At 63.6% G+C, this 16,020-nt stretch carries 15 protein-coding genes; 12 read left to right on the forward strand and 3 right to left on the reverse strand.

The window, feature by feature from the left end; translation table 11 throughout:
* The 12 genes from RIN46_RS07355 to RIN46_RS07405 all read left to right on the forward strand — a co-directional run.
* A partial coding sequence (locus RIN46_RS07355) for an RHS repeat-associated core domain-containing protein (protein WP_309081482.1) occupies positions 1-638 on the forward strand: 638 nt, incomplete at its 5' end.
* On the forward strand, positions 620-928 hold the full coding sequence (locus RIN46_RS07360; RefSeq protein ID WP_309081483.1) for a hypothetical protein: 309 nt from the start codon (positions 620-622) through the stop codon (positions 926-928). The genes RIN46_RS07355 and RIN46_RS07360, both read left to right, overlap by 19 nt.
* Before the next feature lie 256 nt (positions 929-1,184).
* Positions 1,185-2,057, forward strand: coding sequence for a hypothetical protein (locus RIN46_RS07365; protein WP_309081484.1), 873 nt, complete (start codon positions 1,185-1,187; stop codon positions 2,055-2,057).
* 1,295 nt (positions 2,058-3,352) lie between these two features.
* Positions 3,353-3,640, forward strand: coding sequence for an RHS repeat-associated core domain-containing protein (locus tag RIN46_RS14315; protein WP_375141881.1), 288 nt, complete (start codon positions 3,353-3,355; stop codon positions 3,638-3,640).
* A gap of 343 nt (positions 3,641-3,983) precedes the next feature.
* Positions 3,984-4,442, forward strand: coding sequence for a hypothetical protein (locus tag RIN46_RS07370; protein ID WP_309081485.1), 459 nt, complete (start codon positions 3,984-3,986; stop codon positions 4,440-4,442).
* 228 nt (positions 4,443-4,670) lie between these two features.
* Positions 4,671-4,988 (forward strand): hypothetical protein, encoded by a 318-nt coding sequence (locus RIN46_RS07375; RefSeq protein ID WP_309081486.1) that lies wholly within the window; start codon positions 4,671-4,673, stop codon positions 4,986-4,988.
* Between the two features lie 35 nt (positions 4,989-5,023).
* Positions 5,024-5,590 carry a hypothetical protein gene (locus tag RIN46_RS07380; protein WP_309081487.1) on the forward strand — a complete coding sequence of 189 codons (567 nt, stop codon included), beginning with the start codon at positions 5,024-5,026 and terminating at the stop codon, positions 5,588-5,590.
* A gap of 130 nt (positions 5,591-5,720) precedes the next feature.
* Positions 5,721-7,154 (forward strand): DUF4240 domain-containing protein, encoded by a 1,434-nt coding sequence (locus tag RIN46_RS07385; protein WP_309109448.1) that lies wholly within the window; start codon positions 5,721-5,723, stop codon positions 7,152-7,154.
* A gap of 238 nt (positions 7,155-7,392) precedes the next feature.
* On the forward strand, positions 7,393-7,935 hold the full coding sequence (locus tag RIN46_RS07390; RefSeq protein WP_309081489.1) for a DUF2975 domain-containing protein: 543 nt from the start codon (positions 7,393-7,395) through the stop codon (positions 7,933-7,935).
* On the forward strand, positions 7,932-8,312 hold the full coding sequence (locus RIN46_RS07395; RefSeq protein WP_309081490.1) for a hypothetical protein: 381 nt from the start codon (positions 7,932-7,934) through the stop codon (positions 8,310-8,312). The genes RIN46_RS07390 and RIN46_RS07395 overlap by 4 nt, the downstream gene beginning before the upstream one ends.
* A 324-nt stretch (positions 8,313-8,636) precedes the next feature.
* A complete protein-coding gene (locus RIN46_RS07400) occupies positions 8,637-10,022 on the forward strand; it encodes an 8-oxoguanine deaminase (protein ID WP_309081491.1) in 1,386 nt (461 codons plus the stop codon).
* 430 nt (positions 10,023-10,452) lie between these two features.
* The gene (locus RIN46_RS07405) at positions 10,453-11,979 is read left to right on the forward strand and encodes a nucleobase:cation symporter-2 family protein (protein ID WP_309081492.1); all 1,527 of its coding nucleotides are present in this window, start codon (positions 10,453-10,455) and stop codon (positions 11,977-11,979) included.
* Positions 11,980-12,109: 130 nt separating this feature from the next.
* Here the strand turns inward: RIN46_RS07405 and RIN46_RS07410 are convergent, their stop codons facing one another.
* The 3 genes from RIN46_RS07410 to RIN46_RS07420 are packed head-to-tail and all read right to left on the reverse strand — an operon-like array spanning position 12,110 to position 15,907.
* Positions 12,110-13,561: an SLC13 family permease gene (locus RIN46_RS07410; RefSeq protein WP_309081493.1), complete on the reverse strand. Its 1,452-nt coding sequence runs from the start codon at positions 13,559-13,561 to the stop codon at positions 12,110-12,112.
* 3 nt (positions 13,562-13,564) lie between these two features.
* Positions 13,565-14,326: an aspartate/glutamate racemase family protein gene (locus RIN46_RS07415; RefSeq protein ID WP_309081494.1), complete on the reverse strand. Its 762-nt coding sequence runs from the start codon at positions 14,324-14,326 to the stop codon at positions 13,565-13,567.
* A 9-nt stretch (positions 14,327-14,335) separates the two neighbouring features.
* On the reverse strand, positions 14,336-15,907 hold the full coding sequence (locus tag RIN46_RS07420; protein ID WP_309081495.1) for an NCS1 family nucleobase:cation symporter-1: 1,572 nt from the start codon (positions 15,905-15,907) through the stop codon (positions 14,336-14,338).
* Between the last annotated feature and the right edge of the window lie 113 nt (positions 15,908-16,020).

A 16,020-nucleotide genomic window follows, 5' to 3' on the forward strand; every position in this document is an offset into this window, starting at 1 on the left:
GCTTCGACGAGTACGGCAACCCCGCCACCACCCTTCCCGCGACCGGGGCCGGGACCCGCTACGGCTGGCACGGCGCCGATCAACGCGCCACCAACCCCACCAGCGGCCTCATCCTCATGGGCGCCCGGCTCTACAACCCGGCGACGGGGTTGTTCACGACGCGGGGTCCTATTGCTGGGGGTAACACCACGACCTACGCTTACCCACAAGACCCGATCAACCAAGAAGATACAAGCGGGCTTTGGGGCAAGAAAGCTTGGCGATTTGCCAAAAAGGCGTGGAAAAACCCATGGGTTCAAGTCGGCGTAACGGTCGGGTTAGCCTTCATTCCAGGTGGCCTCGCCATACGAGTCGGTCTCGGAATACTGTCGAAGTCCGCTCGTATAAATTCTGCGTTGCGTGCGTCGTCAATGGTTCGCAGGAGTCCAATCCGAAGCATGTCACGTCACGGTTTGAATCAATCTATTAATAGGAAGATATCTCCGCAGAATTTGCGATCGGCGGTCGTTCATCCAATTGCAATGAAGCCGCAATTGAGAAAGACTGTCTACTTTGGCGCACGGGCCTCGGTCGTTCTAAATTCCGAAAGGCGACTGGTTACGGTTTGGAGAAACAGTCTATGGCGAAAGAAGAAGTAACTACGGGTGCAGCTTTGAACAGGAATAGTGTGAAGACCATTGCCAGGACGACTAGTCGAGAGCTGCGGGCTATTCGCCCTGCGCTCATTGATGCGGATGTTCCTGAAGACGAATGGGATGATCTTTCGTTTCGAATAGTCCGATGGGTTCTAGAGAAGCATTCATGCGAATCGGCACTCGTTAAGGCCGTTGAGTATCTCAATCTAACAGTGGGAGTCTCATTGGGACAGATGCAAATTGAGGGACTAGAAAGAATTGTGGATGCTGTCCATGAGAAGATAGGCGAATAGACGTATGTCAGTGAACTAATCTAACAAGTAAAGCCGAAAAACGAGAGGGTAGCAAGTATGGGATCACGCGAGTTGGACCATCTCGTCCAGCCGCGCAGGTTGCCGGTTGCAGCAGGGCGACTCGATCCAGGTGCACTTGGTCGATTATCGACTCGGCTGCGGGGTTTTACAATGCAAGACTAAAGGAGGTAAAGTACGTGTCCCGACACTACCAGAAGCATAGAAAATGCCCCCCGGGTCAAGCAAAGAGCTGTCGATGAACTGGAACATACACGAGGAGCTTCACCTCGTGCACAGAGATTTTACCGAGCAGATTTCTTGTATCGAAGAACATCTGGCGAGTCTCAAGTCCCATGAAATTTTGAGCTTGCACGAATATTTGACGGCGCGGGCAATCGATCGATTAACTTCTGTTCCGCTCGATCCGTTATTGGCGCACCAGTATGATCTCGAGAAACCGAGCATGGACGAATTTCCGGTGGCCATGGTATGGTTCGAGCAATTGCGGACCTCCATCATGGGATTTCACGCCTACAGTGTCCTCTGCGGACTTCCGCCGCTCACCTCGACCGATGCGCCGAGCCTTTCGGCTCCGCCCTATGCTGATGTTTTCGATGATTCGGAGATGGCGTGGATGGCAGGCAACATCGGCCGCTCCGTCCTCAGCGACCTCATCCCCACGGCTTACGAAACAGAATCTGGTGAGATGTGGCCGCGCCATATTCGAGGCCGCGGTGCCTCAGAGCTTGTCACCATCTGCTATGAGCTGACGGACTCTCAGCGGAAGAAAAAGTTCAAAACCGAAGCCCGTCGCTACTGGGGCGCGATGGAAAGTGCGGTTGAAAAGATAAACACTTCTGAGTCTTGGTGGGAATGGTTCAGGGGTACCAACGTTCGGGAAATACGAATCAAAGCAGCTCCGGCCGTTAGCACTGCCGAGGCCTCGCCTCGGCAGTCGACATCGAAACTGGTCGGGCGAAGGCACGAGGCCATTCTGAGTCCGTCATTCGGAAGCATGCCCGTGGAGGACGGCCAACTGATCGTGGACGTTCGCCTGGATCTAGTGAACATACTGGCGCAGGTGGAGAGCTCCTCGCCAATTCCTCAGGAGTGGAACTTCGACGGATGACCCCGTCGTCTTCGGAGTCTTCCTTTCGCAGCGCCCGCTGGCGCGTCGGCTGGCCTCCACACGGACTGGATTGATCTGGATGTTAAGGACGACTTCGGCTCGAGCCTCGGACAGGACCACCTCGATGACGCCGCTGTCGACGGCTTCGCTGACGCAGACCTCGACGACCCTGATTACGAGGCGTCGGCGACGAACGGGCCTAGTGGGGTCGCGGTCGCGTCGCCGCAGCCGCGAGCCGGCACTCGGGAACGCGTTGCTGGCGTGGAGGCGGTGTTGGAGGCGGAGTGAACCGCCCTGGGTTTAGTTCCGATCTCCTATGGAGAGGATTGCTGCCGCGAGCGGACTCGTGGGACATGATTTCAATGTCGGTGTCCACAAGAAGAAGATTCGTCATTGAGGAAGGAGGCGGTAGGCCGTGCCCGACATAACGTTCTCGGCCTACCTGGGCAGCCTCGCCCTCATGGCGGTCCTGTATGCCGCGCGAGCCTTCGCCCTACTGCGTTCAGGCGTTAATCCACTCTCGCTAGGGCACCTATGGCTGTTGTTATTAATTGCCTTGGCCCCGATCTCGTCAGTACTTGTATCCCTTCGAATGCATGAGCCCATGGACATGGCATTCGTGTTTGGGTTGTTTGTCAACATCTCCATAATTGGTTTCACGCGGGCGGATCCGCTTCAAGCCTTCTCTGGCAGGGAACCAACTCGGGATTCAATGTGGGGAAAGAGATACTATGACGATTCGAAGTCGCTTAACCGCTCGCTCTACACGTGGATTATTCTCACTCTGGTGGCATCGTCTTTGTGGTACATCTTCGTCGACGGAGCCTAGGAGCCAGATCCCGGTTCCAGGCGGGGATCGAGGTGCGCGATAAGGCGAGCGGGCTTCGAGACTAGATGAAAGTAGTTCTTCGGCGACTTTCTTAGTGCGATGTAATGGATCGTGGAGTTCGTTTGTCCGAAGTCCCGTCCGCCTCCCTGGAAGGTTCTCCAGGTCCGGACCCTGTGGTCCACACTGTGGATATCCCGGAGGCCGGGACGAACGCGGTGAATGGTGGTGGGCTGCGACGACGATTGAGCACTACGTCAACCAGACCACCACGGTCACCCGGTTCGAGGACGTCATCGGTGGGGATCTCGGGATCGTCATCGAGAAGGGCACGGTCAAGCTCTCTGTTAACAACCCCCACGGGGACACCGTCGCGACCGTGACCCTGCCGTCCAGCGGCAACGCCCAGGGCATCGACTCCTGGTCGAGTTTTGATGAATACGGGAACCCGGCGGGGGCGTTGGATGCTATGGGTACTGGGACCCGGTATGGGCGGCATGGTGCTGGTCAGCGGGCGTTGAATCCGACGAGTGGCCTGATTCTGATGGGTGCGCGGTGGTATTACCCGGCGACGGGGTTGTTCACGACGCGGGATCCTGTTGCTGGTGGCAACACGACGACTTACGCTTACCCACGAGACCCGATCAACAAAGAAGATGTGTCGGGCGCATGGTCAAAGTGGAAGAAATCGTGGCAAACCGCAAAAAATGGACCAAGCGGGGATGGGGCGGGCTCGGAGGTACGTACGGAGTCCTGAAAAAGATATCGACCATTAGCGGCTTCTTTGGTCCGGCAGGTGTCGGTATCTCACTAGCTACCGGAGCGGGTGTCGCATATCTCGACTATAAACGTGGAAACAAGAAGGCCTAGCGAAACTATGCGGTGTCCGCTGTTGCGGCGGTGACTTTTGTTGGCAAAGGCATGGCCATGGCCCGAGCCATCAGATCCGTCGGAGGTAAGGCCGCGGCGAGGAGTGAAAATAGGTACAAACGCTACAACAACTATGCCTCCGAATTCCTGGGGGCTGGCCAGAACTATGAATGTCGGGCGGGCAATTGGTACGGGAAAAGTCTCGACGATGCTAAGGGAAGAAGTGTGTAATGACGAGTGATGTTGGCATATTTATATCATTCCTCCTCACCATCTCCCTAGCGGTATTGACCGTCTACCTGTGCCTGAAATCGGCTCATAAAGTGGATGATCTCGGCGCTCAAATCCCAGTGCTGTTCATATTAATTGTCGGCCCCCCGGGCATCATAATTCTCGGTGGAGCAGATTGGGATTCCTTGGTCCTATCCGTGACTCACGTATCGGCAATCTCTTTAAGTCTGCTCGTCGCTGGCGCTGGTTACCCTTCGCGTATTGTCGGCCATTTGGCTCGGCATACCGAACGGGTTGTAGGGGAGAAGCATATCGAGCCAGAGTCGTACGAACTCAAGAAGAATGCGTTGCGCAGATCTCGACCCTTTGCTCTGGCGTTTCTTGGAATTCTTCCGTTAATGTGGATTGGTTTCTTGATTTTATTTGGTGAGCTTATGCTTGCTGGAAACTCACGTTGAGATATATAAGGGTCGCCTTCCCTTCGGGCCCTGTCTTTTCGTGGACGTCCGCGCGGCCGCACGACGGCGATTCCCGCGGCGGGGACGAACGCACCCAAGGGTGGTGCTGGCGGGGCTGGGATCACGATCGCGTACTACGCCAACGACACGGCGAAGACGATCAGCCGCAACGGGCACAACAGCACGATCACCATGGATGCGTCCCTGCGCCGTCACGTCATCTAGGACATGAACGGAGGCACCCGGTACCGGTACGGGGACACCTCGGACAACCCGGCCTGGACCACCAACTACGTCAACCAGACCACCACGGTCACCCGGTTCGAGGACGTCATCGGTGGGGATCTCGGGATCGTCATCGAGAAGGGCACGGTCAAGCTCTCTGTTAACAACCCGCACGGGGACACCGTCGCGACCGTGACGCTGCCGTCCAGCGGCAACGCTCGGGGCATCGACTCCTGGTCGAGCTTCGACGAGTACGGCAACCCCACCACTTCCCTGCCCGAAAGGTATTTTGGTTCAATGGCAAATCTGGTAAGAAGATAGATGTTTTCTACTGGGGGAACAAGGAGATGAGTCGAGTGAGGTTTAGCGCGGCACCCCTCTATGAAAAGTTGAAGCAGGATGGCGAACTTAACATCGGCCCAATTTCCGGTGATCGAAATGCGTCAAGCTTCGAGATGGAATGCGATGATGTGTTAGCACTCGTTGTTTCAGGCGATCTGTCCCACAACCCTCACGAGTCTCAAACGAGTATGATTGTAGGCTTTGAGTATGGTCATCATATAAAAGGTGTGTCGATTCCAGATAAATCTGCATACATATATGGCTGGTTTTCCGGCGTTGTGGGGCGGATGGTTCCAGAGGGGTTTGGAAAGCCAGAATCTGAGGAGTATTTGCAGTTCTTGTTGGATGACCTGCTGGAGAAAGGGTATTCTGATCGAATCACTGACTCGAGCGAATCATGCCTGACGCTAGGATTCTCATCTCGCGAGCTCATGGTTGAAGTTCAGGATAAATCCCTAGTGGTCATTGCAGTCAAGAGCGAAATTAAATTTGGTCTGCCGTTCCACCTGAATTCACAAAGCACATCTTGGGTTTTGGGGATGCTTGATGGATTGACCGGTTATGAAAGCGTGGATGAGTAGGCATGGGTGAAAAATTTATGGGACCTATATCCGCTTCCAATCGCAGTGAAAAACATGGGTAAGTATGCAAATCTAAAACCTCGCCTTGGCCCTTTGGTGCCGCTTCGGGGTGGCGGCGGAGGGATACCTCATGGAGCAAGGTAAAGCTTTGAAGGCCTTGCGCCGGCTGAGCCGGAATTTCGATGTCGCGTCGAGGGTTCTGTACCCGGAAAGGGACAGCATTGAAGATCTCTCCCAGATTTCTGAGCTTCATCCCGTGCGGGCTGTGGTGATGGACGAGCCGGTGAAGTATTTCCCGGTGGACTACTCGTGGGAGTCGCTGGAGCGGCTGACGGCGCAATGGGACGAGCGATGGGCCCCGGCGCTTCGGGCGCCGGGGTTGCGATGGATCGATTTGAGTCGGGCGGATCAGTCTGCCCTGGATGCGCTCGACCGCTCCCTGGACACGCCGGAAGGATTCGGACGCCTGTACCTTCACGGGTTCGTGCAACGGCCTGGGGCCGCGTGGTTCCGGGAGAAGTTCGTCTCCGACTTCGTGGGTATCGAGCAGAGCCGACAGGTGGATTTCACGCACGCCGGACCATTCTGTTCGATCGGTCTGCTCAGTCTGGGGGATGTGAAATCGGTCAGGGGTCTGGCGCACTTGTCACAGCAGGGAACCATCAGATTGCTCGACCTGACTGCAGTTAAGTTTGAGGACCCCGACGAGTTCTGGAACATCCGTGCCGAGCGGATTGCGCTCTCTCCGCGAAATCGGAAGGAGGCCGCCTGGTTCTACGAAGCTTGGGACCGGCGACCCCCGGACTGGATGGATCGCGTCCGTTTCGGCGAGTTCCTCGCCCAGGACCTGTACCCGGACTGGGCCGACTTGGAGATCAAGGACGGCTTCTACGCCAGCTTCGAACAAGAGGACCTCGTTGACATCGGTGTCGACGATCTCGATGACGCTGACGTTGAGGAGGTTGCGGGAGGCGGGCCTAATCGGTCGGGTGACTCGTCGCCGCGACCGCGAGCCGGCTCTCAGGGACGCGTTGTTGGCGTGGAGGCGGTGTCGGTGGTGGAGTTTTGGGAGGTGGTGGAGGGTTCCCGTCGGGTGGCTGGTGGGGATGTTGAGGCGCAGGTGGAGGCCCTGCAGGGGGCTCTGGGGAGGTTCGCTCCGGAGCGGATCGCCGGGTTCGAGCAGGTGTTCGTGTCGTTGCATCGACGGCTCTATGACTGGGGTCTCTGGGGTGTGGCGTATCTGCTGCTGGGCGGGTGCAGCGATGACGGGTTCGTGGACGTGCGGTCCTGGGTCATCGGTCAGGGGCGTGACTTCTACGAGCGGTGCCTGGCTGATCCGCGGGCTCTGGCCTCCGGTGGCCTGGAGGATCGGGAGGACATCGGGGATGCTGAGCTGCTGGCCTATGCCGCGGGGGAGGCGTACGAGGAGGTCACGGGCCGGGAGCTGGAGGAGGACTACCCGGACCTGGGCGGGGTCTTCGACGTCGACGAGCCTACCGGCGAGCCCTGGACGGACGAGGACGACCTCCAGGCCCGCTTCCCCGACATCGAACCACTGGACTGACGGTCGGTCCCGCGAACCGGCACCTGCACAACGAGGAAGGAATTCATCCGTTGGAGAGCATGGTTTACTCGTCCGGACTGAGTCGTCGGCATTGACGCAGGGATTGACGCGTGGCACGTGTAGCGAGACTCTATGGCCTGGAATTCCGGCCCGGTCGAATTCTTCGGGAGCGCGTTGTAGGGCCCGAGAAGAATCATCGTCTATTGACTTTCAATCTCAATCGAATGATGCTCGATATGTGAACAAGCCGCTGGTCCTGTCCCTTCGAGCCGTCCTCATTCTTTTGCTCGCGGCTGCGCTCACCGCGCAGATCCTGATCCCGTTCGCGGCGGAGAAGCTGGGCGGACCCTTCGAAGAAGTCAGCCATCTCGTGGCGCCGTACTCGGTGGCGGGCATCCTCTCGCTGCTCTGCTGGCAGGTCGCCCTGGTGGTGGTCTGGCGCCTGCTGTCCCTCGTCAGCCGTCGGCAGTTCTTGGCGACGAGGTCGATCAAGTCGGTCGGGGCCATCATCTATGCGGTGGCCGGAGCCGCACTGCTACCCGCCCTCACCATGCTGCATCTTCTGTTCGTCGCGGGCGTCGGGGGTCCCGGCGTCGTTCTGGGGGTCGCGTTCTGCTTGATCTGCGGGGCAGCGCTCGTCGTGGTCTTGATCGTCATGAGAGCACTCCTCGCCATGGCGGCGGAGAATCAGGGCGGACTCGACGAGGTGATCCAGTGCCCACAGCTCGACGTCGGCCACCCCACGATGGTTCACCGCGGCACTGATGAGAGGGAGAGATGAGCGGTCCGAACTACCTGGAGCGTCGGCTTGCCTCCATGTTCCCGACTCTTAATGTGCGCTCCTGGTACGAGGCAGCCGCTCTGGCCGGGGAAGGCGCCCAGTGTCTGGGAATCGAGGGGGAGGGCTTCAAGCTCGTCCTCTTTCAAGTCGCCGACGACGACTTCCGGCTGGAGGTCTATACATCTGCAGGCACCTGGGTCAGCGGCGAGAACAGCCAGATGTGGGCGCTGTGGAGAAGCGGACATCTTCACGATCGATTGGTCGATGCCATCGCGCGGCTGCTCGACGAAGCGGCATTCACGGGGTGGAGCCCGAACCACGACTATGTCGTGGACAGCAGGCCGATAGGGTTCGTGTTCGAGTACTCGCCCGAGTGAGGGCTGGTCTGGCGAGGCGTTAGCGGCCGGTTGCCGCGTGCCTCGGCCGCCTGAGCCTTCAGCGCCCGGTAGATCCGGTCCCGCGTGGTCGGCGGCGGGGCGAACCGCACGACCGTCTATGCTGAGCGGACGGGACCCTCCGCCGGCGGAAGACCATCCGGTCGACGCGACGGGAGGCCCGGACCCGCGCGCTCCCCCTGGATCAGCAGCGTGCCCCTGGATCAGCAGACAGGGCCCCACTGAGCTGGCTCGTCGGCCCTCGCCGACGACCGTCGACGTCGAGCACCGCAGTGCACTGCACCGCACTGTCCCAGGAGGCCCCGCATGAACGCCAGCACGAATGCCACTACGAACCCCGCCCCGTCCCGTCTCTGGATCAAGGACCCGCTCGCCGTCTTCACCGCCAACGGGCTCGACGCCGGGGGCGGCCTGGTGGTGGCGGACGGCCGGATCGCCGAGCTCGTCCCGGCCGGCGGCTCCCCGGCGCAGCCGTGCCAGGAGGCGTTCGACGCCGGCCGCCACGTCCTGCTGCCCGGCTTGGTCAACACGCACCACCACTTCTACCAGACCCTCACGCGGGCCTGGGGCCCGGTGGCCGATGCGCCCCTGTTCCCCTGGCTGAAGAACCTCTATCCCGTCTGGGCGCGGCTGACCCCCGAGGACCTGGAGCTCGCCGTGGAGGTGGCGCTCGCCGAACTGCTCCTCTCCGGCTGCACCACGGCCGCCGACCACCACTACCTCTTCCCGGCGGGACTGCAGGAGGCCGTCGACGTCGAGGTCGCGGTCGTGCGCCGGATGGGGATGCGGGCCACGCTGACCCGGGGCTCCATGTCCCTCGGCGAGGACGACGGCGGACTGCCGCCGCGCTCCACCGTCCAGCGGGCGGACGCGATCCTCGCCGACAGCGAGCGGGTGATCCGCGCCTACCACGAGCCCGGCGACGGGGCCCTCGTCCAGATCGCGCTGGCCCCCTGTTCCCCGTTCTCCGTCACCACCGAGATCATGGCGGAGAGTGCGGCGCTCGCCGAGCGCCACGATGTCCGGCTCCACACCCACCTCGCCGAGACGCTGGACGAGGAGGAGTTCTGCCGGCAGCGGTTCGGGTTGCGCACCGTGGACTATCTGGAGAGCGTCGGCTGGCTCGGCAACCGAACCTGGCTGGGTCACGGCATCCACTTCGACGACGCCGAGATCGCCCGGCTGGGTGCCGCCGGCACCGCGGTGGCGCACTGCCCGACGTCGAACATGCGGCTCGCATCCGGGACGGCGCGCGTCCTCGAGCTGGAGGACGCCGGCGTCCCGGTGGGGCTGGGTGTGGATGGGTCCGCCTCGAACGATGCCTCCAACATGATCCTGGAGGCGCGGCAGGCCCTCTATCTGCAGCGGCTGCGCTACGGCGCCCAAGTCCCCGTGGAGCGGGCGCTCGGGTGGGCCACTCGAGGCTCCGCGGCGGCGCTGGGCCGGTCCGACCTCGGTCAGTTGGCGCCCGGACTGCAGGCGGACCTGGCGCTGTTCACGCTCGACGAGCTGCGGTTCTCCGGCAGCCACGACCCGCTCGCGGCGCTCCTGCTCTGCGGCGCGGACCGCGCCGACCGGGTCATGGTGGGCGGCCGTTGGCGCGTCGTGGACGGGGCGATCCCGGGCCTGGACGTCCCGGCGCTCGCGGCGCGGCACTCCGCGGCGGCTCGCCGACTGGTGGCAGGTGCGTGACGACGCGGCGCGACGACGGGGCATGACGACGGGGCACGACGCCGTGGCTGGATCGGCGGGCGGGGGCTGCGTCCGGTCCCGCCGCGGCCTCCCTGAGGGGAGCGCCTGCTTCCGGTCCACGGAAATACTTTCCCGAAGACATTCCCAAAGAGCCGGAAGCGGGCTACTGTGATCCACATCTCGTGATCTCGGTCACGTAACCTGGGAGCAGCAGGCAGGGTCGTAATGAGCTGGCATCAACCGATGCCGGCTCATTTTTTTATGCCGCACCGTCACCCAGCCGCCGTCCCGGACCACCACGACGCATCCATCACCACGCAACCATCACCACGCAACCATCACCACGCACTCGTCACGACCCATCCATCACCTAGCACCGCGGCCACTCACCTGTCCGGCGACGACGCCGGCCAGAGACAGGACCAGCACCATGACCAGCAAGAAGACCAGCGCTTCGCAACGCCCCTCACGGCGCCCCTCCTCGGGGCCCGGACGGAACCGGCCGGCGTCCGGCCGGCCGGAGGACGAGCGGCTGCCCCTGGGCAGCACGTTCGCCTACGGCTTCCAGCACGTCCTGACCATGTACGGCGGGATCATCGCGCCGCCGCTGATCGTCGGCGCCGCGGCCGGCATGACCGCCCAGGACATCGGCCTGCTCATCGCGGCCTGCCTGTTCGTCGGCGGTTTCGCGACCATCCTGCAGACCGTCGGCATCCCGTTCTTCGGCTCCCAGCTGCCGCTGGTGCAGGGCGTCTCCTTCGCGGGCGTCTCCACCATGGTGGCGATCGTCCACGGCGGCGGGGGCATCCAGTCCGTCTTCGGGTCCGTGATCGTCGCCTCCCTGGTGGGCCTGGCCATCACGCCGCTGTTCTCGAAGATCATCAAGTTCTTCCCGCCCGTCGTCACCGGCACGGTCATCACCACCATCGGCCTGACGCTGATGCCGGTCGCGGCCAACTGGGCCATGGGCGGCAACTCGTCCGCGGAGGACTACGCCAGTGTCGCCAACATCGGACTCGCGGCGGCGACCACCGCCGTCGTGCTCCTGCTGAGCAAGATCGGCAACGCGGCCATCTCCCGCCTGTCCATCCTGCTGGCCATGGTGATCGGCACGCTCATCGCGGTCTTCACCGGCATGGCCGACTTCTCCAAGGTGGGCGAGGGCGCCATCGTCGCCTTCCCCACGCCGTTCGCCTTCGGCGCCCCGACGTTCGAGCTGGCCGCCATCATCTCCATGCTGATCGTCATCCTGGTGACGCTGACGGAGACCTCCGCCGACATCATCGCCGTCGGTGAGATCACCGGCTCCAAGGTCGACTCCAAGCGGATCGGCAACGGTCTGCGCGCCGACATGCTCTCCTCGGTCCTGTCGCCGGTGTTCAACTCCTTCACCCAGAGCGCCTTCGCCCAGAATGTGGGCCTCGTGGCCATCACCGGCATCAAGAGCCGGTTCGTGGTCAGCGCCGGTGGTCTGATCCTCGTGGTCCTCGGCCTGCTGCCCGTCCTCGGGCGCGTGGTCGCCGCGGTGCCGACGCCCGTGCTCGGCGGCGCCGGCGTCGTCCTCTTCGGCACGGTCGCGGCCTCCGGCATCCGGACCCTCGCCAAGGTCGAGTACCGGAACAACATGAACCTGGTCATCGTGGCCACGTCCATCGGGTTCGGCATGATCCCGATCGCCGCCCCGCACTTCTACGAGAACTTCCCCACCTGGTTCGCCACGATCTTCCACTCCGGCATCAGCTCGGCGGCCGTCATGGCGATCCTGCTGAACATCCTCTTCAACCACGTGAAGAAGGGGAACTCGGAGAACCAGTCCGTCTTCGTCGCCGGCACCGACCGGATCGTCACGGACCAGGACATCGCGTGCCTGTCCGAGGGCGACCACTTCGTGAACGGCCGGCTGATCGACTGCGATGGCCGGGAGGTCCCGGTCCGGTCCACCGCGGCCGAGCACTAGGGCCCGGTCCGCGCCGCAGGCCGGGAAAAGGAAGCGGGACCCCGGTGGCCCGGGGTCCCGCTTCTCGGATCGAAGGGAGAGGGACATGCGCAGCAGGTGCGGTGCCGACGCCCCGACCCTTGTCTGGGCTCTACGACCAGCCGGTGATCTGGGCGAACACCAGGATGACAATCGCGATGGCCACCCAGATCAGGAACAGGGGGAAGAAGAACTTCACCCATTTCTGCCAGGGGACCCCCGCGATCGCCAGCGTCGCCATGAAGTAGCCGGAGGTCGGGAAGAGGATGTTCCCGAAGCCGTCGCCCAGCTGGTAGGCCAGGACCGCGGTCTGCCGCGTCACATCCAGCAGGTCGGCCAGGGGCGCCATGATGGGCATGGTCACCAGGGCCTGGCCGCTGCCGGAGGGGATGACGAAGTTCAGGAGCATCTGCCCGATGAACATCCCGACGGCGGCGAGCGCGGCGGGGAGCCCGCCGACCGCCTGGCCGAGCGAGTGGACAATCGTGTCCAGGATCTGGCCCTCCTCGAGGACCACCGCGACGCCGCGGGCGATGCCAGCGATCAGCGCACCGACGAGCACGGCGCGGAAGCCGTCGTTGAAGGCCTCGGCGAGGACCGAGCCCCGCAGGCCGGAGACCACGCCGACGATGGCGCCGACGACGATGAAGAGGCCGGCCATCTCCATCATGAACCAGCCGAGCTTGAGCACGCCGAACACGAGGACGCCGAAGAAGGCGAGCGCCACGAAGGCTGCGATGCGCTGCCGGACGCTCATCCGCTGCGCCGGCCCGGCCTGCGAGTCGCGCGTGTAGTCCAGGCGCTTCTCCATCTCGGCCGGGCTGCCGTGCATGAGACTGGCCGTCTGGTCCCGGTTCACCTTCCGGGCGTAGCGGATGACGAACGCGATCGCGATGCCCACGGTGAGGACGAAGACGACCGCGCGCAGTCCGAACCCGGACCACAGGGGGACGCCCGCGAGCTTCTGACCCAGGCCGGTGTTGATCGGGTTGAGGATGCCCGAGGCGAAGCCCGCGGTCGTCGCGCAGAGGGCCACGGCCGCCGCGACGATCGAGTCGTACTTGAGGGCGATGATCAGCGGGAGGATCACCGGCACGTACACGAGCGCCAGCTCCTGGGTCCCGATGAGGGTCGCGACGACCGAGAAGACGCTCATCAGCACGGCGATCAGCACCGGACCGCGCTTGGAGAACCGCTTGGTCAGGGCCTCCACCGCGTGCTCCACCAGGCCGGTCGCCTTGAGGACGCCGAAGAGCCCGCCGATCATCAGGGTGAAGATCACGACCTCCGCCGCGGAGACCATCCCGCGGGGGATCGCCAGCATGAAGTCCACGAGCGTCGTCGGCTGGGAGCCGATGTAGCGGAAACTGTCGGGATCGATCGTGGTCCGGCCGTCGGGGCCCTCGACGCGGTCGTAGGTGCCGCCGGGGACGAGGTAGGTGGCCACGGCGGCGAGTGCGATGAAGGTGAAGAGGATGATGTAGATGTGCGGGACGCCGAGGCGACGCCGCTTGACCGCGACCTCCTCGCTCTCCGGCGTGGTGCCTTCGATGCTGGATTTCATGGTTCAGCCCTCCTGGGCAATGGGGGTGGGGGTTGCCGCTACCGATTCCGGGAGCGGCCAGCCGGTGACCTGCTTGGGTCGCGGCGGCGCGTAGGTGCGCACCTTGGAGGTCGAGAGGCCGAGGCGGACCAGGCCCTCCGCGATCGTCACCGCGGCGCGGACGCCGTCGACGATCGGCACGCCGGTGGCGGCGGAGACCGCCTCCTCGAGTTCGGCCATGCCGCCGCAGCCGAGGCAGATCACCTCGGCGTGGTCGCGCTCCACGGCCTCGCGCGACTGCGCCACGATCGCCTCGACGGCGCGCTCCGGCGAGGACTCGAGCTCGAGGACGCCGAGTCCGGACGCCCGGACGGACGCGCACCGGGCGTCGAGGCCGGCGAGCTTGAGCCGGTCCTCGATCAGCGGGACGGTCCGGTCCAGGGTGGTGACCACGGAGTACTTGTGGCCCAGGTACATCGCGGTGGAGGCCGCGGCCTCGGTGATGTCGACGACCGGCACGTCGAGCAGCTCCTGGAGCCCCTCGCGGCCGTGCTCGCCGTAGCCGGCCTGGATGACGGCGTCGTACGGCTCCGGGTAGGAGGTCACGACGTCCATCACGGCCAGCGCCGCGAGGTAGGACTCGAAGTTCCCCTCGCAGGAGTCCGCGCCGAAGCGCGGGGTGAGGCCGACGATCTCGGTCCCGGCGGAGGCGACCGCCCGGGCCGAGGCCGCGATGGCCTCGGTCATGGACTCGGTGGTGTTGACGTTGACGACGAGGATGCGCATAGGGGACTCCTAGTGGGTGCTGGCGACGGCGATCGGCTCGCCGGAGACGTCGGTCATGGGGGCGCGCCGGTCAGCCACCAGCAGGTAGACGACGGCGCCGAGCCCGGCTCCGATGAACCAGGAGAAGGCGGAGACGACGGCGAACGCCGGGACGAAGGCCAGGAGCATGGCGATCACGGCGGTCGGGACGAGCGCCGCGACGGCCCGGGGGTTGAAGCCGCGCTTGAAGAAGTACTCCGACTCCGGGCGGTCCCGGTAGAGGTCCGGGACGTTCACGCGGGCGCGGCGGATCAGCCAGTAGTCGGCCATGATGATGCCGAACAGCGGGCCGAGCAGGGCGCCGAGGCCGCCGAGGAAGTATGTGATGACCACGGGGGAGTTGTAGAGGTTCCAGGGCAGGATCAGCAGGCCGAGGACGCCGGAGACGAGGCCGGCGCGGCGGAAGTCCAGGACCTTCGGGAAGAGGTTGGACAGCGCGTAGATGGGGGCGACGAAGTTCGCCATGAGGTTCACGGCGATCGTCAGCACCAGCAGCGCGAGGCAGGCCAGCACCAGGAACAGGGTGTTCGGGACGGTCTGGACGATGTCCGCGGGGGACTCGATGACCGTGCCGTTGATCTTGAACTGGGCGCCGGCGAGGACCACGACGATCGCACCGAAGAGCAGCATGTTGATCGGGATGCCGTAGAAGTTGCCGCGGACGATCGAGCCCTTGGAGTGGGCGCCGCGCGTGAAGTCGCAGAAGTTCAGCACGAACGTGCCGTAGATCGAGACCCACAGCGCCGCGCCGCCGAGGATGGCCAGCCACATGTCGAGGCCGGTCTTCGAGTCGGGCGTGCTCCAGGCGATCGAGCCGCCGGCCTCGACGAACATCCACACGGCGAGGGCGGCCATGGTGACCAGGATGACCGGTCCGGCGAACGCCTCGTACTTGCGGATCATCTCCATGCCGTAGCTGACGATGACCAGCTGCAGGGCCCAGAGGAGGACGAAGGAGATCCAGCCCAGGGCCGAGAGGCCCAGGTAGTCGCTCTGGTCGAGGGCGGCCGCGCCGGGGATGACCGCGACGATCATGATGCGGAAGACGACCGAGGCGAGATAGGTCTGGATGCCGAACCAGGCGATGGCGACGGCGCCGCGGATCAGGGCGGGGATCTGGGCGCCGCGGATGCCGAAGGCGATGCGGCTCATGACGGGGAACGGCACGCCCGTCTTCTCGCCCATGAAGCCGGAGAGGTTCAGCAGGACGAACAGGAAGGCGCCGCCGAGGCCGAGGGCGAGCAGGATCTGCCAGCCCCCGAGGCCGAGGGCGAAGAGCCCGATGGCGAAGGCGTAGTTGCCGAGGCTGTGCACGTCGTTGGCCCACAGCGTGAAGATGCTGTAGGCCCGCCAGGTGCGGCCCTCCCGCTTGGTGGGGGCAAGGTCCTGGTTGTACAGGCCGGGACTCAGGTCGAAGGGATTGTTCTCACGGACCGTGCCGGTCGCACTGCCCGGGTCGACGCCCGGGGTGTTCGTCACGGCGACCGGGGTGCCGGCGGCGCTGCCGGCGGGCGGGGAGAGGGTTTCGTCGGTGGAGCTCATAGGACGGCCTTCTGTCGTGCCGCATGACGCGGCGGATGGGGGAGTGATTTCATAGTGCGGAAACAAGATTCCGCGAACTGTGAGGTTAAGTAACGCCCATCACATCGAGGCTG

Source organism: Zhihengliuella sp. (genome assembly GCF_031178195.1).
Lineage (GTDB): Bacteria > Actinomycetota > Actinomycetes > Actinomycetales > Micrococcaceae > Zhihengliuella.